This is a genomic window from Pseudomonas marginalis, assembly GCF_008692035.1.
GTDB lineage: Bacteria > Pseudomonadota > Gammaproteobacteria > Pseudomonadales > Pseudomonadaceae > Aquipseudomonas > Aquipseudomonas marginalis.
Genome location: NZ_VTFG01000001.1, coordinates 718,404 through 738,958, shown reverse-complemented (window position 1 = coordinate 738,958; position 20,555 = coordinate 718,404). Strand labels below are relative to the sequence as shown.

The 20,555-nt window shown below is 56.4% G+C and carries 21 protein-coding genes; 10 read left to right on the top strand and 11 right to left on the bottom strand.

The window, feature by feature from the left end; genetic code table 11:
• Positions 1-44 precede the first annotated feature (44 nt).
• Both FX984_RS03150 and FX984_RS03145 read right to left on the bottom strand, forming a co-directional pair.
• Positions 45-671, bottom strand: a complete 627-nt coding sequence (locus tag FX984_RS03150) for a TetR/AcrR family transcriptional regulator (RefSeq protein ID WP_223841641.1) — start codon at positions 669-671, stop codon at positions 45-47.
• Positions 672-853: 182 nt separating this feature from the next.
• The gene (locus tag FX984_RS03145; protein ID WP_154905249.1) at positions 854-1,537 is read right to left on the bottom strand and encodes a TetR/AcrR family transcriptional regulator; all 684 of its coding nucleotides are present in this window, start codon (positions 1,535-1,537) and stop codon (positions 854-856) included.
• Positions 1,538-1,731: 194 nt separating this feature from the next.
• Here FX984_RS03145 and FX984_RS03140 point away from each other — a divergent pair, with 194 nt between their 5' ends.
• The 4 genes from FX984_RS03140 to FX984_RS03125 all read left to right on the top strand — a co-directional run bounded on the left by FX984_RS03140 (position 1,732) and on the right by FX984_RS03125 (position 4,608).
• Entirely contained in the window at positions 1,732-2,139 is a 408-nt protein-coding gene (locus FX984_RS03140; RefSeq protein WP_154905248.1) for a hypothetical protein, read from the top strand.
• Positions 2,140-2,224: 85 nt separating this feature from the next.
• Entirely contained in the window at positions 2,225-2,683 is a 459-nt protein-coding gene (locus FX984_RS03135) for a DUF2147 domain-containing protein (RefSeq protein ID WP_154905247.1), read from the top strand.
• A 9-nt stretch (positions 2,684-2,692) separates the two neighbouring features.
• Positions 2,693-3,694, top strand: coding sequence for an NADP-dependent oxidoreductase (locus FX984_RS03130; protein WP_154905246.1), 1,002 nt, complete (start codon positions 2,693-2,695; stop codon positions 3,692-3,694).
• Between the two features lie 11 nt (positions 3,695-3,705).
• Positions 3,706-4,608 carry an alpha/beta fold hydrolase gene (locus FX984_RS03125; RefSeq protein WP_154905245.1) on the top strand — a complete coding sequence of 301 codons (903 nt, stop codon included), beginning with the start codon at positions 3,706-3,708 and terminating at the stop codon, positions 4,606-4,608.
• Between the two features lie 51 nt (positions 4,609-4,659).
• Here the strand turns inward: FX984_RS03125 and FX984_RS03120 are convergent, their stop codons facing one another.
• From FX984_RS03120 to FX984_RS03095, 6 genes are all read right to left on the bottom strand, one after another.
• Positions 4,660-5,529 (bottom strand): transporter, encoded by an 870-nt coding sequence (locus tag FX984_RS03120; RefSeq protein ID WP_154905244.1) that lies wholly within the window; start codon positions 5,527-5,529, stop codon positions 4,660-4,662.
• A 148-nt stretch (positions 5,530-5,677) separates the two neighbouring features.
• Positions 5,678-6,739: an alpha/beta fold hydrolase gene (locus tag FX984_RS03115; RefSeq protein ID WP_154905243.1), complete on the bottom strand. Its 1,062-nt coding sequence runs from the start codon at positions 6,737-6,739 to the stop codon at positions 5,678-5,680.
• Between the two features lie 33 nt (positions 6,740-6,772).
• Positions 6,773-7,303, bottom strand: a complete 531-nt coding sequence (locus FX984_RS03110) for a 2,4'-dihydroxyacetophenone dioxygenase family protein (RefSeq protein WP_154905242.1) — start codon at positions 7,301-7,303, stop codon at positions 6,773-6,775.
• 85 nt (positions 7,304-7,388) lie between these two features.
• On the bottom strand, positions 7,389-8,471 hold the full coding sequence (locus tag FX984_RS03105) for a zinc-binding dehydrogenase (protein ID WP_204280803.1): 1,083 nt from the start codon (positions 8,469-8,471) through the stop codon (positions 7,389-7,391).
• A gap of 351 nt (positions 8,472-8,822) precedes the next feature.
• Positions 8,823-9,821 carry an AraC family transcriptional regulator gene (locus FX984_RS03100; RefSeq protein WP_154905241.1) on the bottom strand — a complete coding sequence of 333 codons (999 nt, stop codon included), beginning with the start codon at positions 9,819-9,821 and terminating at the stop codon, positions 8,823-8,825.
• Positions 9,822-9,867: 46 nt separating this feature from the next.
• A complete protein-coding gene (locus FX984_RS03095) occupies positions 9,868-10,449 on the bottom strand; it encodes a TetR/AcrR family transcriptional regulator (protein WP_154905240.1) in 582 nt (193 codons plus the stop codon).
• 183 nt (positions 10,450-10,632) lie between these two features.
• Between FX984_RS03095 and FX984_RS03090 the strand changes: the two genes are divergently transcribed.
• The 4 genes from FX984_RS03090 (at position 10,633) to FX984_RS32870 (ending at position 14,679) form a co-directional block, all read left to right on the top strand.
• Positions 10,633-11,727 carry an alkene reductase gene (locus FX984_RS03090; RefSeq protein WP_154905239.1) on the top strand — a complete coding sequence of 365 codons (1,095 nt, stop codon included), beginning with the start codon at positions 10,633-10,635 and terminating at the stop codon, positions 11,725-11,727.
• Between the two features lie 69 nt (positions 11,728-11,796).
• Positions 11,797-12,585 carry an SDR family NAD(P)-dependent oxidoreductase gene (locus FX984_RS03085; protein WP_154905238.1) on the top strand — a complete coding sequence of 263 codons (789 nt, stop codon included), beginning with the start codon at positions 11,797-11,799 and terminating at the stop codon, positions 12,583-12,585.
• A gap of 112 nt (positions 12,586-12,697) precedes the next feature.
• On the top strand, positions 12,698-13,561 hold the full coding sequence (locus FX984_RS03080) for an alpha/beta fold hydrolase (RefSeq protein WP_154905237.1): 864 nt from the start codon (positions 12,698-12,700) through the stop codon (positions 13,559-13,561).
• Between the two features lie 944 nt (positions 13,562-14,505).
• Complete coding sequence (locus FX984_RS32870; protein WP_223841596.1) at positions 14,506-14,679, top strand: zinc-binding dehydrogenase; 174 nt, start codon at positions 14,506-14,508, stop codon at positions 14,677-14,679.
• A 386-nt stretch (positions 14,680-15,065) separates the two neighbouring features.
• On the opposite strand, the gene FX984_RS03065 is transcribed toward FX984_RS32870, so the two are convergent.
• From FX984_RS03065 to FX984_RS03055, 3 genes are all read right to left on the bottom strand, one after another.
• Positions 15,066-15,608, bottom strand: a complete 543-nt coding sequence (locus FX984_RS03065) for an ankyrin repeat domain-containing protein (RefSeq protein WP_154905236.1) — start codon at positions 15,606-15,608, stop codon at positions 15,066-15,068.
• Positions 15,609-15,683: 75 nt separating this feature from the next.
• Entirely contained in the window at positions 15,684-17,225 is a 1,542-nt protein-coding gene (gene katB, locus FX984_RS03060) for a catalase KatB (protein WP_154905235.1), read from the bottom strand.
• Positions 17,226-17,805: 580 nt separating this feature from the next.
• Positions 17,806-18,417, bottom strand: coding sequence for a TetR/AcrR family transcriptional regulator (locus FX984_RS03055; protein WP_154905234.1), 612 nt, complete (start codon positions 18,415-18,417; stop codon positions 17,806-17,808).
• A gap of 417 nt (positions 18,418-18,834) precedes the next feature.
• On the opposite strand from FX984_RS03055, the gene FX984_RS03050 reads away from it, so the two are divergent.
• Together FX984_RS03050 and acuI are read left to right on the top strand one after the other, a co-directional pair.
• Positions 18,835-19,416, top strand: coding sequence for a TetR/AcrR family transcriptional regulator (locus FX984_RS03050; RefSeq protein WP_154905233.1), 582 nt, complete (start codon positions 18,835-18,837; stop codon positions 19,414-19,416).
• Positions 19,417-19,561: 145 nt separating this feature from the next.
• Complete coding sequence (gene acuI / locus FX984_RS03045; protein ID WP_154905232.1) at positions 19,562-20,548, top strand: acrylyl-CoA reductase (NADPH); 987 nt, start codon at positions 19,562-19,564, stop codon at positions 20,546-20,548.
• Positions 20,549-20,555: the final 7 nt, after the last annotated feature.

Below are 20,555 nucleotides of genomic sequence, written 5' to 3'. Positions count from 1 at the left end.
CGGTGGCTGCTCAAGCACCTTGTTGAAGCGGCGTATCTTCAGCTTTATTCGCGCGTTGCCCCCAAGCCCACAACAATGTTGGTGCACGTCGCTACCAGGATCTCCGAAGCAGGATCGTTGATGCCAGCGAAGAAACCCGCGAGTTCGAGCATGATAAATCCATGCGCGGCACTCCACAGTTGAAGTGCAATGAGGGCTGGATCTACCTTATCGACACATTTCGCGTCAGCCAGACGAGTGCATGCTTTGAGCAGCACCGAATAGGTCGAGTTGCGCTCTGCCGAATACCCGCTTGAAGCGGGCGCCGGGGTTCCACGTGAGGAGCTGTATCTACCGTCAATCGAAAGGCCGAACATCAAGTCATACAGGTGGGGATTGATATGTGCCAAGTCCCGGCACGCCAACACCATCGTACACAGGTCGACAATCGGGTCATCGGTAACAGGGACGCATTCGAAGACAGCAGTCAACCGGCTGAATCCCTCGTCGGAAACCGCTTGAAGAAGCTCCGAAACACCACCGAAGTACGTGTAAACCCCCATAGTCGACAGGCCGGCTTCGCTCGACACGGAGCGCGCCTTGACTTCGGAGGGACCGCTTGTAGCAAGCACGCGGATGGTCGCCTCGACGAGGCGAATGCGGGCATTGGGGAGTGAGTGATCATAGGTCATGCGCAAAAGAGTGACATAACAACGTTATACTTATCAAATCACATTGTGAGATGACCTAGCTTGCCAGTAGGGGAATGCCAGGTGGGTAGTGAAGAGTGGCAGGGCCGCATTCTGCACGCGGCGCCTGCGTGCTCGAGCTGAAACACCCATTGCACCGCGCTACCGACTGGTTGCGTGGTTTTTCAACTTTCGAGAGGGCTTGCCCACCCAGCAATCACGCCCGCAGTGGAAAATTCCACTTTTTCGCGTTTCGCTCCCAAGCCAATAACAATATTATTGCACATAGGCACCAGGATTTCCGAAGGGGGATCAGCCACATCCGTGAAGTGACCTCCGAGCTCAAGCATGATGAATCCATGCGCGGCACTCCACAGTTGTAGTGCAACGAGGGAAGGATCGACCTTACGAATGCATTTCTTATCAACCAGGCGGGTGCACGCTTTGACCAGAACAGAGTAAGTCATCTTGTACTCCGCCGAGTGTTCATTAGACACGGGCGTCGTGGTGCCACGTGAGGGGGTGTATCTGCCGTCTATTGATAGGCCGAACATCAAGTCATACAGGTGAGGATTGATTCGTGCGACGTCCCGGCACGCCAAAACCATCGTACAGAGATCGGCAACCGGATCCTCTGTAATGGGTACGCGATCGAAGACGGCAGTCAGCCGCTTGAATCCCTCGTTGGCGACGGCTTGAAGAAGTTCTGGCACACCGCCGAAGTGCGTGTAAACGCCCATGGTTGATAGGCCGGCTTCGCTCGACACAGAGCGGGCCTTGACTTCGGATGGGCCGCTTGTCGCAAGCACGCGGATGGTCGCCTCGACGAGGCGGGTGGGGGCATTAGGGAGTGAGTTATCAAAGGTCATGTTGCAATAGTGCCATAACGGCGTTATATTTATCAAATAACAGTGTTATACAGCAGGCGGTTAGAGGCCTAAGCAGGGCTGATGGGGGGTATCGATGCCAGGGGCATTCGGGGGCGTATCTCGAAGACGGTGAAGCGCAATAGGTGCTACGCCGGGTCCATCTACAACGAAAAACAATACTTTAGGATCTTCCAATGCAAATCAACTTCAGAAGTCTCGCAATCCTGTCCGCGTTCCTCTTCTTCGCCCTGGCTTTCACCTGGATGTTTGCCCCCAATATTTTGCTGGCAAGCTGGGGCGTCGATTTCTCTGACTCCGTCGGGCTGGTCGGACGCCGTGGGGCGGCGTTGTATGCGGGGATAGGTGTCATGTTTTTTTCGGCAAGAAATGCGGGGCCGTCCTTGGCGCGCTCATCTTTGATCGCAGGCTTTGTCGTGACCTGCTTGATACTCGCCGTCCTTGGTGTATTTGAACTGGCTATGGGGCATGCGGGCTTTCGGATCTTGTCTGCCGTTCTCATCGAAGTCGCGCTCATCTTCGCGTTCCTTTACGTCTCACGTGCCTCAAAAAGCGACCTTCAAACTGGAAGCACAATTCGATAGTCGTGAGGCACAAGACCCATTTCACAATCCGCAAAATGGCATCAAGTCGACAATAAAAATACGCTCAACCATGAGGATTCAGGCAATGCGCACTTTGAAAAAAGCAGGTGTCATCGGACTCACCCTAGCAGCAGCAGTCATGTCATCGGCACTGTGGGCAGACGACAACTCTCCCGTTGGTCTGTGGAAAAACATCGACGATGTCAGCGGTAAGCCGAGGGGGTTGATTCGAATCACCGAATCCGATGGCGCTCTGAAGGGCGTTATCGAAAAAGTGTTTCCCGCCCCCAACGAAGATCAGAATCCGAAGTGCGACAAATGTGACGGCGTGAACAAAAATGCGCCAATTGTCGGCCTGACTATTTTGACCAACTTGCGAAAGGACGGTGATGAATACACCGATGGCCAAATCCTCGATCCGGAAAATGGCAAGGTCTATAGCAGTAAAGTCAGCCTGACCGACAATGGCAAAAAGCTCAGCGTGCGCGGCTACATTGGCACGCCGCTGCTGGGGCGTTCACAGACCTGGGTACGCCAGGAATAAGGAAGTACGATGAAAGCATTTATTATCGATCGCTATGGAAAAAAGGTTGCGTTGCGGGTGACCGAAATGCCGGAACCTGAATTGGGCAAGGATGATGTTTTAGTCCAGATCCATGCGGCGGGTGTGAACCCCCTGGATGTAAAAATCAGGGACGGTGAGTTCAAGATGATTTTGCCTTATCGTATGCCGCTTATTCTGGGCAATGATTTGGCCGGGGTCGTCGTGCGGGTTGGCTCACAAGTGCAGCAATTCAAGCCGGGCGATGAGGTCTATGCGCGGCCAGATGATGATCGAATCGGTGCATTCGCCGAATTCATTGCTATCAATCAAGGCTCGCTGGCGATCAAGCCGAAAGATCTCACGATGGAAGAAGCTGCTTCTATCCCTCTGGTTGGCTTGACGGCCTGGCAGGCGCTGGTCGAAAAAGCGGACGTGAAGAAAGGCCAAAAGGTGTTAATTCATGCGGGCTCCGGTGGTGTAGGCACGCTGGCCATTCAGCTGGCCAAGCATCTGGGAGCGATCGTTGCGACGACCACGAGCACGGCGAATGTCGAGTGGGTAAAGCGCCTCGGTGCCGATATCGTGATCGATTACCGCAAAGACGATTTTGAAAAGGTCCTGCACGACTACGATGTGGTCTTGAACAGCCTGGGCACAGAGACTCTCGAGAAGTCGTTACGCATCCTAAAACCGGGTGGAAAGCTCATCTCAATCTCTGGGCCACCGGATGTGGACTTTGCGAAAAGCGCTGGGTTGTCCGGGTTCCTGAAACTGGTCATGGGCCTGTTGAGTTATGGGATCAGGAAAAAAGCCAAACGTCGTGGTGTCAGCTATTCATTCCTTTACATGAGAGCCAGTGGTGAGCAATTGCGTGAGCTTACTGCACTCATCGATTCCCGGATCATACGTCCGGTGGTGGACCGGGTTTTTCCATTCGAATCGACCCCGGATGCCTTAGCCTATGTTGAAACCGGTCGGGCAAAAGGCAAGGTCATCGTCAAGGTAAAATAACGAGTCGACCAATGTTCGAAAACTTCGAAACGCAGAGAATCACTGTAGGCGATATGGACATCGCCTGTGTTGCAGCGGGTGAAGGTGAGCCCGTATTGATGCTGCACGGTTTCCCCCAAACCATGGCGCTCTGGGCGCGTATCGCGCCTGGACTGGTCGCGCGTGGCTTTCGGGTTGTCTGTGCTGATTTGCGTGGGTATGGCGCATCGCAGAAGCCGCCGGCTCAGCCGGATCTGTCAAATTACGGATTTCGCGCCATGGCCGCGGATCAGGTCGGACTGATGCGTGTGCTCGGACATGAACGGTTCCATCTTGTTGGACACGACCGTGGCGCGCGCACTGCATACCGGATGACGCTGGATCATCCGGGCGTGGTGGCTAGCGTCACGCTGATGGACATCGTTCCTACGGCTGTGATGCTGACAGATCTGCGCAAGGACGTAGGCCACAGTTACTGGCATTGGTTTTTCCTTTCTCAGCCCGCACCCTTTCCGGAGCGCATGATTGAGGCGGATCCCGATTTCTTTTTCGAGAGCTGCCTATTCGGCTGGGGTGCCGCAGGGCCGGAGGATTTCGATGCTGACCAACTGGCGGCATATCGGAAAGCCTGGCGTGATCCAGCAACGATCGCTGGGTTTTGCAACGACTATCGCGCCGCCCTCACGGTGGATCTGGAAGACGATTTGTCCGATTCCGGACGACGCATCACCGCGCCCGCGCTGATTCTCTATGGCGCCTCGGGTGCGATGGCCAAGCACTATAATTTACCCGCCACTTGGGCGGATCGCTGCACCGTGATGGAGGCTTCTGCGATAGTGGGCGGCCATTTTTTTGCTGATTCTCGGCCGGGCGAGGTCATTGAGCGAGTCGCCGCATTTTTGGCAAACCATCCCATGCAATCGAAGTTTTCGTAAAGCGCGACGCCTCGCTTGGAGGCGGCGTGCTCATCGTCTCCGGCGTGAGGTTTAGAACAAGGTCGCGATACGGAGCTGGAATATCACATCTTGTTGGAAGCCCCCCCGTACATCGATGTCGGTGCCTACCATGCCCTGAATCTGCACTGTTGGCGCGATGAAGGTGCTGGCAAAGACGCGGAGTTGATCCTCGCGGGTGCGGGTACCGCTATCGATGCCGTTCAAGGTTGATTTACCGCCAAAGGTGCCCGAATAACCGAAAGACAGGGCGGTGGCGGGTGTGAAGTTGTAGCTGAGATACGACTGAACCTGATAGGTGGGATCGTGACTGACCTGGATACCGTCATTGGTGTGGTCGAAGCGGAAACTGGCATCTGCCGCGATGTCCAGTTTGACGCCATGGCCGAGTCCCTGGCTGAAACCGATCTGCTGCGTCAGGGCGACTGCTCCCGAGCCAAGCGAGGCTTCCAAAGGATGGTACGCACCGGTCGGCAAGGTGATGTAGCTGGTAAAGCCGAGAGTGGTGCCGGTCGGGTCCGTGGAGTGCAGCGCCCAAATCGCGGCGCCTAGCGTTAGATCGCCTATTCCGTTGTTTCTGGAAAGGTCGTTGCCACCAATTTTTGCGTCGGTGATCTTGCCGAATGGCAGGACAGCTTGCACTGCCCAGTCGATTCCATCTGTCTGGCCATAGTAGAGCGCGCGCTCTATTCCAAGGGCCAACCGGTCACTGGAATCGGGTACCTTGTTGCCGTCTTTGTCCTTGAACTGGCTGCCTGTCGCATAGTTTGCGTAGTGCACCAATGCAACAGTGCCTGCCGGCAGGTGGACATAATCGCCGGGGGCGAGGTCAAGCGCTGCGGCGTGTTCCGAACCGAGTACCAAAGTGAGGCAGATTGCTGTTCTGAATGTCGTAATTCTCATTGTATCGACTCGCTATATTATTGTTGTTTTTAGCTTTTTTTCAGGCGACCTTTTCCATCACTCAAGGCCTGGATCAAGGTGAGTTGCTGTGGCGCAGTAAGGGGGAGGGCCCAATCAATCCGGGCCCGACCAATCACTCAGTGAGTGGTCACAGGTTTTGCAGAAAGGTCAGCAACGCCTCATTGACGGCTTCGGGCTTTTCCTGTGGGGTCCAGTGCCCGCAATCTTTGATGATGAGCGTCCCACGCAGGTCGGTGCATTGCTCACCGGCTCGGGCGATCGATTGCTGGCTCCAGATGGTGGAAACGTCGCGGTCCCCTCCGATAAAGAGCGCAGGCATGTCTATCGTCCTGCCCTCGTATTGACCCAGTTCTTCCCAATCGAGATCGGCGTTGCGGTAGTAGTTGAGGGGGGCGGCAAGTCCGCTGTATTCCAATTCAGCTGCCCAGAGATCCAGATCGTCCTGACTGAACCAGGCTGGCAACGTATCCGGCTTCACCAGCAAGTCGTCGAATTGACCCGACCGGGGTACGCACATCGTGGCGCGTACGAATTGCGTGAGTGCTTCTTCGGGCAATTGCGTCAGGTCAACACCGATAAGTTCAGGCGGGAGAGGGGGATCAGCTGACAAGCTGTAGAAGACGCTGGCGAGCCAGCCCGGAAGGTCGCTTTCTGCATCGCGTAGTGCGCGATTATCAGGAAGGCAGAAATACTCCTGATAGAACAGCAGGTCCGGTCCGGCGATTTCCCGTTCCGCGATGCTTGGACGAACCTTGCCAAAGGTATTGCCCGGCAGGCACGCAAGTCCACGCCCGCCGAAAGGCATGCTAATGCCGACAACGGCATGAAAAACATCCGGCCTTGTCCATGCCGCCGTCCAGGCCACTGGCGCACCGATGTCGTGGCCGACGATCACGGCACTGGACTCGCCGAGTGCCTCCACGACGCCGACGCAGTCCGCGACCAGTTCGCTGATGCGGTAGGCGCGCGCGTCGCCGGGCTTGGATGATCTGCCATAGCCCCGCATGTCCATGGCTACTGCGCGATATCCGGCGGCCGACAAGGCTGCCAGCTGATGCCGCCACGAATGCCAGGATTCGGGAAACCCATGGCAGAGCAGGACCATTGGCCCCGACAAGCCGGCGATGGTCAGGTGGATACGTTGTTCATTGACTTGAACAGTTCTTGATTCCCAGTTGCTGGTATTCATTGAAAAACCTTCATTGTGGGCAGGCTCGGGAACCTAGTCGTGTGCGTATCGCGCGGTACCGCCAGTCAGGTATTGGACACCTTCATCACCGTTCGCCTGATCCCATTGCTCGGTCAGTTTCTGAACTGTGATTGCGTCGAGCACTGAATGAAATTGGCCATCGTCGGTGAAGCCGATGTTGGCTCCATTCACGATAAACAAAACGACCGTGTCGCCCTTGTTCGTATCGGGGACGTAGAAGGTGTGCATCGATGAAGCGGGTTCGTAGAGATAGGAGCCCGCTGTCTGAACCTGATCCGGGTACTCGGTATAAATCCAGCTACCTTTCAGCGTGTAGCCATGGACACCCCCAGTGTGCAGGTGAGTCGGCAACTTCGCGCCTGGGGCGAAGATTCCCATGACGGTCCAGATTCCGAGCTCGGGGTCAATGAACAACGGTTGAAAACTGACGCCGGGCCCCGCCGCATCCTTGAGGACCGGAATGTCGTTTATGTTGAGTGTGAGCAGCCGATCCTGCGGGAGCGAGAAAACCGGCGTCTTGCTTGCAGCCTGTGTACTGGTCATGGGATAGCCCTTGTCATTGTTATGGCGTTGTGTGAATCCGGACGACTGATTTCGGCCAGTGTTGTTTGCCGGCCGGGTCAGCCATTCATGGAATGATGATGACCTTGGCGTCCCGTTCCGGGTCCGCGAGCCGGTCGAAAGCATCCTGTACACCGTTCAGCCCGACATGGCTGGTGATGAGCGCGTCGACCTGGAGTCGGCCCGACGCAACATGGTCGAATGCCTGGGCGAACTCTTCGAACGAGTAGGCAATACAGAAGGAGAGATCGATTTCCTTCATGATGGCGAAGGACGGATAGAAGGTGTCCCGCTCCATGCAAAGACCCGCCACGACCACTTTTGAGCACGGCGCAGCGCCGGCCAGAATCTGCTGGATCACCCCCGGTACGCCGACGCACTCGAAGATCACTGAGGGGCGGAAGGGGAACCCGGCGAACATCCCGGTCTGACGACCATATCGGGATGGATCCGACGTACCGGCCATAGTTTTCCAAGAGTCATAAGGAGAATTTTCCCGTGGGTCGACCACAACGTCGGCACCGAGCTTCGCGGCCATCGCGCGTCGTGACGGCGAGAAGTCGGCGGCCACGATCGGGCCGATTCCGCGCATCTTCAGCACCGCAATTACCGCCAGTCCAATCGGGCCGCAGCCAATGACGATCGGCACGTCGTCAACGCCCAGGTTGCCCCGATTGACGGCGTGAAGCGCCACGGCGAGCGGCTCGGCGAGAGTCGCGATGTCGTTGGGGATGGCCTCGGGCACAGGAATCAGCAGGTCCTCTGACAACACCATGTACTCGGCGTAGCCGCCTGGTGTGTCGAGTCCGCCAAAGCCCAGGGTCACTGGTCGTGGGCGGAGGAGGAAAGGGGCCGAGACTGCCCGGGTGCCGAGCGAAAGCGTCCGGCGGCAGTCCGCACCGAAGTCGACCACTTCACCGCAGATTTCGTGACCGAGAACAACCGGTTCATCAACATTGAAGAGGTCGATGCCGGCGACCTCCTTCACGCTCGAAAGCAACTGGGCACCATGTTTGACGCAGTGCAGGTCGCTTCCACAGATCCCGCACGCAAGGGTTTTGACCAGAACTTCGCCCTTGCCAGGCCGAGGGATAGGCGCTTCGGTCAGCGCAAGGCTACCGTGGCGCATGACGACGGCGCGCATGCTCATGAGCCGCTCCTGTCATCGAGTGGTGTCTTGGGACCTATTGCCAAAGCAATCAGGCAGCAGCCGCTGGCAAATCGGCTGGTTTCGATATGGCGGTGATCGAACTCATGAAGAATGCTGAACGTGCTCGTCCTCATTTTCTTGATCCTCTATGGCGGAAGGCATCCGCTCTTTTTTATTGGTTTTAATAAACTGTCAGATCACCTCTCCTTAAACTTGGCATTGCACGAATTTTATTTGGCATTTGGCGACTAAAGCGGTCTCAAGAAATTGCCGCGCAAGGTTTTCCATCTTGCCGCGTGCCGACCTTGAAGACCGAGAGGCTAATGGTGGGCTTATGTGGGGATTGGGAGCTCAGGGGCTTTTATGGCGGCGTGTGATTAGCTGCCGTGGGGATTCGCCGTACCAGCGGCGGCAAGCCCGGGAGTAACTGCTCTGTTCGGAGTAACCGAGCATGCTCGCGATCTGTGCGACCTGCAGACCCCGCGTCGACAGTTGCCAGGCCATTTCTCGACGCACGTCATCGAGTATCTGCTCGAAAGAGGTGTCGGATTCGGCCAACCTGCGCTGGAGAACTCGAGGGTGGATAATCAAGGCTCGTGCAACTGAGACCAGGTCGGCCTGATCGACCTGCAACATACGATGGATCAACTCTCGCACGTGCTCGACCAGGGGAAGCATCTGACCGATCTGGGCGAGATAGTTTTCAGCGAGCGCCAGCACGGTGGGATCCCGCCCACGGATCTCACGGTTCAATGCATTACTGGGGATGTGGATGGAGTTACAGACACTTGCGAACTCAACCCGGCAACCGAAGACTTCACGATAGGTCTCGGGTACAGAGAGGGGATGATGCTTCATCGTGACTCGCAGCGGCACGAAGTCTTCGCCCAGCATCAGACGGAAGGCTTCCATGGCAACCACCAGGCCTTTCTCAATCATCTGGTTCCGGTAGGACAGTTGCCGTAACGCGATTTCAAACGTGAATACCGATGATCTTGGCCCGCGTTTCAGCTCTGCGACGTCGGGTGGTGCGCAATGGTAAAGATAGTGCGAGACGCCTTCGATCGCGTCAGCAACGGTCTCTGCGTGACGGATAAGAACCGCTACCGGCCCCAGAATCTGGATGCCCTGTCGCTTTGCGAGGCGCATACCGAAGTCTGGGCAATTCAGTTCCACTGCCGCCGTGCCGATCACTGTGGCCATCGCCCCGTAACTGATAAGGCGATCAGCGACACCGGCTGCCGACGGGTCCACACCATGGGCGCGCAGAAACTCATCGGGGTTGCCGCCGAGACTAGAGACCAGACTTGCGAAGTGGAGGAGCCCTGTGCCCGCTACTAAATCTGTCATAGTTGTTTAAGGGCCTGCATGATCTGCGTGATCGCCGCCCGGCCAGCTAGTTGGCCACTGACGGCGACAGTGGCGCAAGAATTTCCGCGCGGCAAACCTCCAGAATCTCATCTGCCAGAGGAGAATCATCCGGACAGGCCCGCGACAATACGACCGCGCCGATCGCATGGGCCAGCATGTCGATCATCTTTGTCCGCACTGTGTGCTGATCCGCATCACCCAGCTTAGTGCCCTCACGTTCAAGAGCTACAAGCATGTTTTCGATCCCGGCCGCAAACGTAGCCTTAATGTCCTCTGATTGACGCGCGGCGTCCCCGCAGAGGGCTGCCATCGTGCAGCCAACGCTCCGGGCATCACGGTGATCCCGTGACAAGTAAAGATTGAAGAACTCGGCAACGTCGAGACCGCCGCTATTTTCCAGGGTCTGCGAGAGCCCGCTCGCAGCCGCTTCTGCCATCAGATCGGCTTTGGAGCGGAAGTGCTTGTAGAACCCGCCATGGGTGAAGCCAGCGGTAGCCATCAGCTCCACCACCCCTACGCCGTCGTAGCCACGCTCACGAAACAGTGCGGAGGCTGTTTCGACAATGCGCGCCCGATTTTCCTGTGCCTGCGCTTTGGTGACTCTCATGTCCACATGCCTCTTTGATTCAGCCAGATGTCAGGTAGTCAATATACATTGATGTCAATCATAATCAAATTTGTTGACGGTTAAGATTATGATCATCATTATAATGGCTCGCTAATTTTTGGAAGGTCTGAGGTCATGTGCGACGCCCACCTGACCATCAATCAACGTTGAGGAAAAGAAGATATGACCGAAAAAAATTTATTTGAGACATACACCCTCGGCTCCCTGACGCTCTCCAATCGGGTGGTCCTGGCACCGCTGACGCGCAACCGCGCCGACGCAGGCTTCGTTCCGAGCAAGTTCGCCGCAACCTACTACAGCCAGCGTGCATCGGCCGGCTTGCTGATCGCTGAGGCCACGCAGATTTCGCAGCAGGGACAGGGCTACCAGGATACGCCCGGCATCTACTCGCAAGCGCAGATTGATGGCTGGCGTGAGGTCACTGCTGCCGTCCATGCGAAGGGCGGGCGGATCTTCCTGCAGCTGTGGCATGTGGGGCGTGTCTCACACATTGACCTGCAGGAGAACGGCGTCGCCCCTGTGGCGCCCTCGGCCATTCAGGCCGCGACCAAGACGTTCGTCAACAACAGCTTTATGGACGTCTCGGAGCCTCGGGCGCTGGAGCTCGACGAACTGCCGGGGATCGTCAGCGATTTCCGCCAGGCCGCGGCTAACGCCATTGCTGCTGGCTTCGATGGTGTTGAAATTCACGGAGCCAATGGCTATCTGCTGGACCAGTTTGTCAAGGACGGAGCCAACGTACGCACCGATGCCTACGGCGGCTCGATCGAAAATCGCGCGCGGCTGCTACTGGAGGTGACCGCGGCCGTGGTGGACGAGATCGGCGCCGACCGCACCGGTATCCGTATCTCTCCGGTTTCGCCAACCAATGGTGTCTCGAGCAGCGATCCGCAGGCACAGTTCGACTACATCGTTGACCAGCTCGACGCCTTGGGCATCGTTTATCTCCATGTCGTCGAGGGTGCAACCGGCGGCCCGCGAGATGTTGCGCCGTTCGACTTTGACTCCCTGCGTCGGCGATTCAAGAACACCTACATCGCCAACAACGGCTATGACGTGGATCTTGCTACGTCCCGGCTCACCGAAGACAAGGCAGACCTCTTTGCGTTCGGGCGCCCGTTCATTGCTAACCCGGATCTGGTGGAACGTCTGAAGACCGCGGCGCCGTTGGCTTCATTCGATCCGACCACACTCTTCGGTGGTGGCGCCGAGGGATACATCGACTACCCGGCACTTGTTGACTCCAACGCCCTGTAACGCTGGCGCCTCCTCGATTTGTACGTTGCATTTCCCAATATGGGTTCACCTAATCAAGAGAGCCAATACATGACTACCCGTTCCGCAGTTCTCATAACCGGCGCATCCACCGGCATCGGCGCCACTTACGCCGAGCGCTTCGCACGTCGCGGCCATGATCTCGTGCTGGTTGCCCGCAACAAAGCGCGACTGGAAACGCTCGCGGCTCGCCTCCGCGAGGAACACAGCGTCGCAGTCGATATCCTCCAGGCTGATCTCACCGAATCCAGCGACTTGGCCGCCGTCGAGACACGCCTGCGCGAAGATTCGCGAATCGGGATCCTCATTAACAATGCTGGAGCTGCCCAGTCCGGCAGTTTCATCGAGCAGACGACCGACGATGTCGCTTGGCTCGTCGCGCTCAACACAACCTCGTTGGTGCGACTCGCCAGCGCAATCGCCCCACGGCTTGCGCTGGCCGGCGAAGGCGCGATCGTCAATATCGGCTCCGTGGTTGGCTTGGCGCCGGAATTCGGCATGGCGGTTTATGGTGCCACCAAGGCCTTTGTGTTGTTCCTTTCCCAGGGACTGAGTCTGGAGCTCACGCCCAAGGGCGTCTACGTCCAAGCCGTGCTTCCTGCCGCAACTCGCACGGAGCTTTGGGGGCATGCGGGCATCGACGTCGATACACTGCCCGAAATGATGGAAGTGGGTGAGCTGGTGGATGCAGCACTGGTCGGCTTCGATCAGCGTGAGCTCGTGACCATCCCGCCATTACACGACGCTGCGCGCTGGGACGCCCTGCAGGTCGCTCGGCTAGCCCTGCTTTCGGACATCAGGCAGGCGCATGCAGCGGAGCGGTATCGCACGCCCTCGTAAACACTCCAGAGACGCGCAGAGGTAAGGGCGTCATCACCTTCAATCACCACAAACTAGACCGGAATCTCCCATCCCAGGATTGCCGGTCTACACCAGACATCTGGAGTAAGTAATGACCAATGCCGACAAATACCTTGGGTCGGGTACGTCCTACGCGAGTGCCGTGAACCGCTTGATCAATGTCGCAGGGACTGCGTTTGCCTACCGTGACCTGGGGCCTCGCAGTGGCGTGCCACTGATTTTTCTCAACCATTGGGGTGCGGTGTTGGACAATTTCGACCCGCGGATCGTCGATGGCCTTGCCAGTAGGCATCGTGTCATTGCCACTGACTATCGGGGGATCGGTGCGTCGGGAGGAACAGCACCCGTGACCATCAATGAGATGGCGCAGGATGCGATAGCCTTGATCCATGCGCTGGGATTCGAGAAGGTTGATCTGCTCGGTTTTTCCCTCGGAGGATTCGTGGCGCAGGACATCGCGCTGAAAGCACCAGACTTGGTGCGCAAGCTGATTTTGACCGGTACGGGACCAGCAGGTGGTGAGGGTATTGACAAGGTAGGAGCGGCATCCTGGCCACTAATGATCAAAGGCTTGCTGACGTTGCGCGATCCGAAGTTCTATATGTTCTTTACATCCACGGCCAATGGTCGCCAAGCAGCGAAGGCCTTTCTGAAACGACTGACGGAACGCAAGGCGGACCGGGACAAAGGACCCACGCCTAGAGCCTTATTGCGGCAGTTGAAGGCGATCAAGGCATGGGGGCAGCAGGCTCCCCAGGATCTTGGCAGCCTCGGGATTCCGGTACTGATCGCCAATGGTGATAACGACATCATGGTGCCCACTGTGCACAGTACTGATATGGCGCTCCGCATCCCGAACTCGCAACTGGTCATTTACGAAGATGCCGGGCATGGTGCGATTTTCCAGAATCATGCCAATTTCGTGTCAAGAGCGCTGTCCTTCCTACATGTCTGACACCCTGACTAGAGTGTTTCATCAATTCCCGAATTGGTTGCATTGAGCCTGCAACACTGCCACGCGGTGTTGCGTGGCGCAGTTGAACCGCGCTCGGCTCGTCTCGAAGCATGGTCGCGGCTCGATCGAAATCTCGATCTTGACAGCTTGCAGAAACGACGCAGGTAGCCGGGTTGGCCGATATCCCGCTGTTGCTCACGGACGTCGGCGTGTTCGACCTAGCAGTGGGCTGGGGTAATTCGAGCGTCCTGTTGACGGTCGTGCTCAAAGTCGCCCTCGCCTTGGCGTTCCGATTCGTCTCGCCCACCGAGCGAGAGGGCGCAGTGTTTCAAGCGAGCGTTTTAATATGATTCTAATTGAGGTTCGTTGAGATTTGGTGACAGCGACGTATATGACGCACGTAGCCGGGATCACGACCAAGCAGCCTCCGGAGGTCACATCGATGAAGTACGGCAAGCACCATTTCAGCCCCAGTTTGCACAACGAGGTGCGTTGTGATCTGTGTGGTGAGCATCTGGTCGACAGTCAGCACATCCAGGTCCAGCCGCCTAAGCCCGTCAAGAGCAAGGCGCAGAAACCCTGGAAGGGCTGTTACGTCCAACCGGGAGCCCATGTTGGCTAGAGACATGCTCGGCATGGGGCGCACCCCGAGTTGCGCGAGGCAAGCCCTGACTCTTCAATACGGGCTTGCGGCTCCAGAGCTTGGCAATACACAAAATGCGCCGGTTATTGATTCATGACTCGTGAGAAAACAGCTTGATGCAACCAGCTTGGCGTTGTCCACATAAAGAGCACGTTGAGTGTGTTCATCACGCCGGGCACGACACTGATGCGGCCAGCCTGTAGTGCGCGAATGCCCGCCCGTACTACTGGTGGCGGGTCCATCATGAGCATTTTCAGGTCGGGTGTGATCTTCTGTTGAGCTGTAGTAGCGAATCCTGTGTTTGTGCCACCTGGGAGCCAGCGGTGATCAATTGCGTGAGCTTACCGCTTTCATCGATTCCGGGGTCGTACGTCCGGTGGTGGACCGGGTATTTCCATTCGAATCGACCCCGGATGCCTTGGCCTATGTTGAAACCGCTCGGGCAAAAGGCAAGGTCATCGTCAAGGTAAAATAACGTCGCAGATATGCATCGTCGATCCGGCTTATACAAAGACTCAGTTCGACGCGAGCTTTCTGGAGTCCGATTCGAAGCTTGATGACTATCTGATGTCCGTGGTAACGGTCTGGGAGTACGCACTTTCCTGATCCAAACGCTTAGGGCAGTGGTGTCTACCTATTACGCGGATACTATCGCCGTTAATGCTGGAGTTCGGAAGGTAACTTCCCCGGACACTGACCTTTGTAAGCGAAAAGGCCACCACTGAGTTGCACATCCAATAGTTACCCATAGTCAACATGCTGAACAAAACGCTCGTGTCGGGTTCGATCGGCACCTTTGTCCCTGAAGCCAGTACACACTAAATGGGCAAGATATTGAATGGCGCTAGGCAAAGCGGGAAGTCAGTGCAATGTAGTTGTCCGGATTTCACCATTCATCAAGCGCGCCGCGTTGTTTCCCTGTGGATCCTCAGCATTTAGATCGGCGCCTCTTTTTGCCAGGGCGTCAAGCAGCTCCACTCGCCTGAACAGTCCGGCGTACATGGCGGCGGTTTGACCAGCGCCATTGCGCTGATCTGGGCTGCAATCAGTCGCCAACAAGCGTTGGGCAATCTTCACCTCACCCTTGAAGATAGCCCCCATCAGTGCCGTATTGCCTCTTTTGTCCTGCATGCATGCGTCCGCGCCGGCCGCCAGCAAGCGCTCCAATGCCTGCATATGACCGTGATAGGCCGCGAGGATAAGGGCGGTATAACCCTTTTCGTCTTGGGTATTGAGCGAGTACCCCGCGTCGATAAAGGTATTGAGTATTTCTACATCGCCCCGGCGTGCAGCGTCGAAATAGTAATCTTGCAACTGATTCTTTATAACCGTCGGATCGGTTGGCTGGTCTGCATAGACACTCAGCGACCAGCAGGTTAAAAATACTAAGGCATACATACGCATCGCACGACTCCTCTGTCTTCGAACGACGTCAAACCAAGAACTGGAGAGACGTCGTGTTGAGTACGATTCAATCAGTTAGTCGGTCAGCTTCGCTGCCAGCGACTTGACCCGAGCCAGATCGCCCTTGGCAACTTTGGTCACCCCGGTCCCGTACTCGGGATCGGCCTTGTAGAGAAACGACAGCATGATGTGCTTGCTCTCATCATCGGTGGTAGCTAGGGAACTGCCGAAACTCTCGATCAAGTCCTGACGTTCCTTCTGACTGAACGAGCGATACAGATCCCCGGCCTGCTTGAAGTTCTGCTCGCGCTGTATCTTCACCTGCTGGGTGCTGCCGGACAGCGCCAATTGGCTGTAACGCGCGCTTTGCGACTCTTCACGGGGCATCAGCCGACTCGGCTGGTAGTTCACCCCGGTGCTGGCGCTGCCGCTGTTCATCGCGCCATCCTGGTTGCCATTGTCCACCGCGACTTTCGGCGCGTTGATCGGCAATTGCAGGGCGTTGGCGCCCAGGCGGTACATCTGGGTGTCGGCATAGGAGAACACTCTGCCTTGCAGTAGGCGATCTTCCGATGGCTCGATACCCGGCACTAAGTTGGCCGGGGCCATGGCCACCTGCTCGGTTTCCTGGAACACATTGGCTGGGTTGCGATTGAGCACCATCTGCCCAACCTTGCGCTCAGGTATGCCCGGCCAGATCTTGGTGGCATCCAGCGGGTCGAAATCGAATTTGGACAGGTCCTGAGGTTTCAAGACCTGGACATACAGGTCCCATTTCGGGAAGTCCCCCTTGTTGATATGGGTTACCAGATCATTGGTCATATGGCTGTAATCACGACCTTGTACCTCGAGCACTTGTTTGGGATCGAGGTTGTTGATCCCCTGCAAACTCTTCCAGTGAAACTTCACGTAGTGCACCTCATCCTTGGCATTGACCAACTTGTAGGCGTGCACACCATTACCATCCATTTCCCGATAACTGGCCGGAGTGCCGGAGTCGGAATACAGCTCGGTCAGGGTCCGGGTGGCTTCCGGAACATGGGAGAAGAAATCGAAGCGCCGGGAATCGTCATCCAGGTTGGTGCGTGGATCGGGTTTGAACGCATGAACCATGTCTGGGAACTTGATCGCATCACGAATAAAGAAGGTCGGGAAGTTGTTACCGACCAGATCCCAGTTGCCGTCCGCCGTATAGAACTTGGTGGCGAAGCCGCGCGGATCGCGCAGTGTTTCCGGCGAGTGGTTACCATGCACTACCGCAGAAAAACGCACGAATACCGGCGTCACTTGGCCTGCAGCAAATACTTTGGCCTTGGTCAGGTCGCTCAGGCTATCGGTCACGGTGAAGGAACCATGGGCACCAGTGCCACGGGCATGCACCACCCTTTCTGGAATGCGCTCGCGGTCGAAGCGCTGCAACTTCTGAATCAACTGCACATCCTGCAAAAGCACAGGACCGTTAGCTCCGGCGGTTTGTGAGTTCTGATTATCTCCCACCGCCGCTCCGTTATCACGGGTCAGAGTGGCGGCCTGAACGGAAAGGGAAAGCAGACTTGCGGCAAGAATGCCGAGTATGCGTCGGTAGTAAAACGCCCCATGGTCAATGTTGGTAGTCATGCGAGATTCCTCTGGTTATAGGCGCATTCGAATGCGCCACGCAGAGGCTAGTGACCAGTGATTCAAAGTCTAAATAGAAAAAATATAAGGGTGCGATAAGGATAAAGGGATGGACAACGGTTCAATCGGCTAGCTTCTACTGTGGTGTGGTGTGGTGTGGTGTGGTGTGGTCATTTGCCCGGGCAACTGTTTGGCGCTCGCATGACCAATCCGAACCTGCCAAGGTGTGACTGTTGAGCCAATCATCCGTTTAGCCGAGCCGAAATGAGGCAGATGTCCACTGCCTTTGATGGCTACGTCGAGCGTACGGCATAGGTGCAAACGCACGCCAGGTATAGCGCGGGGTGGCTGTCGTGACTTGCCATATCTGCGGGCTGCGATTGTCGAGCCTCACCAAGGCGCGCACGGGTGCTTGTGCCGGTCCCTGCGATGGACACGGCCCTTTACCATGGTATGCCGCTGGAAGTGAAATGCGCCAAGCTGGGCTAATCGAGCAGGTTGATTTCAACGCTCGAATTGCTGCACTGGTGCTCACTCAAAAATCAGGGGATCAACGAGCATTGAGGCCCTTTGGCGCTGATTATCGTGCGACTACTTTCATCGCAAGGCTGACGGTAGTTTGCATGTCGTCAAGGCCTGAGGATGTCTTGCCGATTACGCGTACTCCTTGCAGAAGACAAAGCATGAATTTAGCGGTAGCGGCACTATCTACCGTGGTTTCGACAGAGCCGTCGTTGATGCCAGCTTCAATGAGCCGTTGCAGTAGTACCTCCCGCTCCCGCATTGATGCCAAAGCCACTTCCGCAATTTCAGCGTCAACCCCCCCCACCTCGACTATGGCATTGGTAATAAGACAACCATCTCGACCGTCCTCTCCGCTTGAAATGGCAGCGTAGAAAAGAAGTGCCTGATGCAGCATTTCCCATCCAGATTGCCCGCTGGCTATTGCGTGCTTCAGCTGCCTTCTATGCTTGACTGACTGATGTTTGAGCGCGCGAAGGAATACCTCACGCTTATCCTTAAAGGCATTGTAGAGGCTGCCGCAGGTGAGATTTGTTGCATCGCAGATATTGACGATAGACGTGCCGTGAAAGCCACGTTGGCCAAAAAGTTTAGCTGCTTTATCAAGGATCTGATCTATGTCGAACTCACGGGGGCGGCCTAGGCTAGGGGAATCTTTGGTGGTTTTCATTGGCTGTCTATATGTAAATCTGCGGTTTTGAGGCGCTGTACCTGTCGCCACTCGAAAGAACTGAAGGGGGCTTGACTTCAGATGGTCCGATAGTCGCAAGCACGCGGACTGTCGCCTTGACGAGGTGAGCAGGGCATTAAGGGGTGAGTTATCAGAAATCATATTGCAACAATACCATAACACTGTTATGGTTTTAAAGTAGCGACGTTATGCCGCTGAGCTTAAAACTATAAAAAGAAATCGTTCGCAATGGTGCTGTTTGACTGACCAACAATACCGCCGCCAGTGATGTGATTTTGGGGGGGGGGGCGAATTGACCCGTTTGAGAACGCTACCGACTTCGACGTTGCGCCCATGCGCCAAATAGTCTGGTCCTCTCTTGCTCTTCCAATATGTTTAGATTACGATCATAATCATATGAAAATACATTCCTCTCGCTCCAAATTAGCGACACATGAACGCATTGTTGAAGCGGCCGCGCGGGCCATCAGGCGTAACGGTTACGCCGGCATTGGCATCGCTGAAATAATGAAACGTGTTGGTTTGACCCATGGCGGGTTCTACGCGCACTTTGCATCACGCGACGCGATGCTGGCCGAGGCCGCCGATCACGCGGGTGCAGAGATGGTCGCCCTGCTGGCCCGAGTAGCTATTGCCGCTCCGCCTGAGCAGGCGCTAGAACGGTTGGTGCAAACATATTTGTCGAAGGAACACCTCGAAAGCATTGAGAGTGGGTGTCCCATCGTGGCGCTAGGCTCGGAAATGCCGCGACAGGCGCCCGAGGTTCGACATCAGGTTACGTTCGGCATCAAAGAGATGATCAATGTCGTTGCCCGCGTATTACCCAGCAGGGGAGCGGCAGGCGCTAGCAAGGAGGCACTGGTAACGATGTCGACCATGGTGGGCGCCCTGATACTTGCACGTGCGGTGGATGATCCTCGGCTATCTGATGCATTACGCGAAGCAGCAATTGACAACCTCAGTACCACCAATCATTGACGCTGATATCTCCGCTAAGCGGGCCCCAGCCTAGGACGCTGAAGTTGCCGGAGAGAGCCCCAGATCCATGCTGACTACATCAGATGCAGGCCGCTTCGAGTGTGCGGCATCGACGGCCATCACCGGCTAAAAAGAGGAGAAGACGATGACCTTCAAAGCATTACTCGCAACAAAGACTGGCGATAAAATTTCGGCGAGTGTCGTTGACATGCATGAGCAAGATCTCATGCCTGGAGACGTTACCGTCAAGATCGATTATTCCACCGTGAACTACAAGGATGCGCTGGCCCTTAGCGGGTACGCCGACGTCATCAAGCAGTTTCCATTGATTGCCGGTATTGATTTTGCCGGCACTGTCGAAGCCTCATCTTACCCCGGCATCGCTGTGGGGGACCGCGTAGTCGCCAATGGTTGGGGGCTGAGTCAGACCCATCACGGCGGATTTGCTCAGAAGGCACGCGTAAAAGGCGAATGGCTGGTCAAGCTACCGGACATCTTCTCGACAATGGACGCAATGGCTATCGGCACGGCAGGGTACACGGCGATGCTGTCGGTACTGGCGCTGGAACATGGCGGTCTCACACCGGCTCGCGGTGACGTCCTCGTCACTGGCGCTAATGGGGGAGTTGGTTCCATCGCGATTGCGATTCTCTCCGATCTCGGCTACCGCGTGGTCGCGTCGACCGGGCGTGTTGAGGAGCAAGATTATCTGACCAGTCTAGGTGCGGCGCAGATCATCGACCGACGAACGCTCTCTGCCCAAGGAGCACCGATAGCAACTGAAAAATGGGCCGGCGCTGTGGACTCGGTCGGCAGTCATACGCTGGCGAGCGTATTGGCGCAGACCCAGTATCGCGGTGTGGTGACTGCCTGCGGTCTGGCTCAGGGTATGGATCTTCCAGGGTCGGTGTTGCCCTTCATCCTGCGCAACGTGACCCTTTCAGGCATTGACTCCGTCAATGCCCCGCTCGAATCCCGACTCCAGGCTTGGACGCGACTGGCAAGCGATCTCGACTTGAGTAAGCTCGCACGCACGACGCAGGTGGTTGGTCTCGCTGAGGTGCCCGAGGTGGTCGACCGGATGTTCGAAGGCAAAGTCCAAGGTCGCGTAGTGGTTGACGTCAACGCATGACCATAGG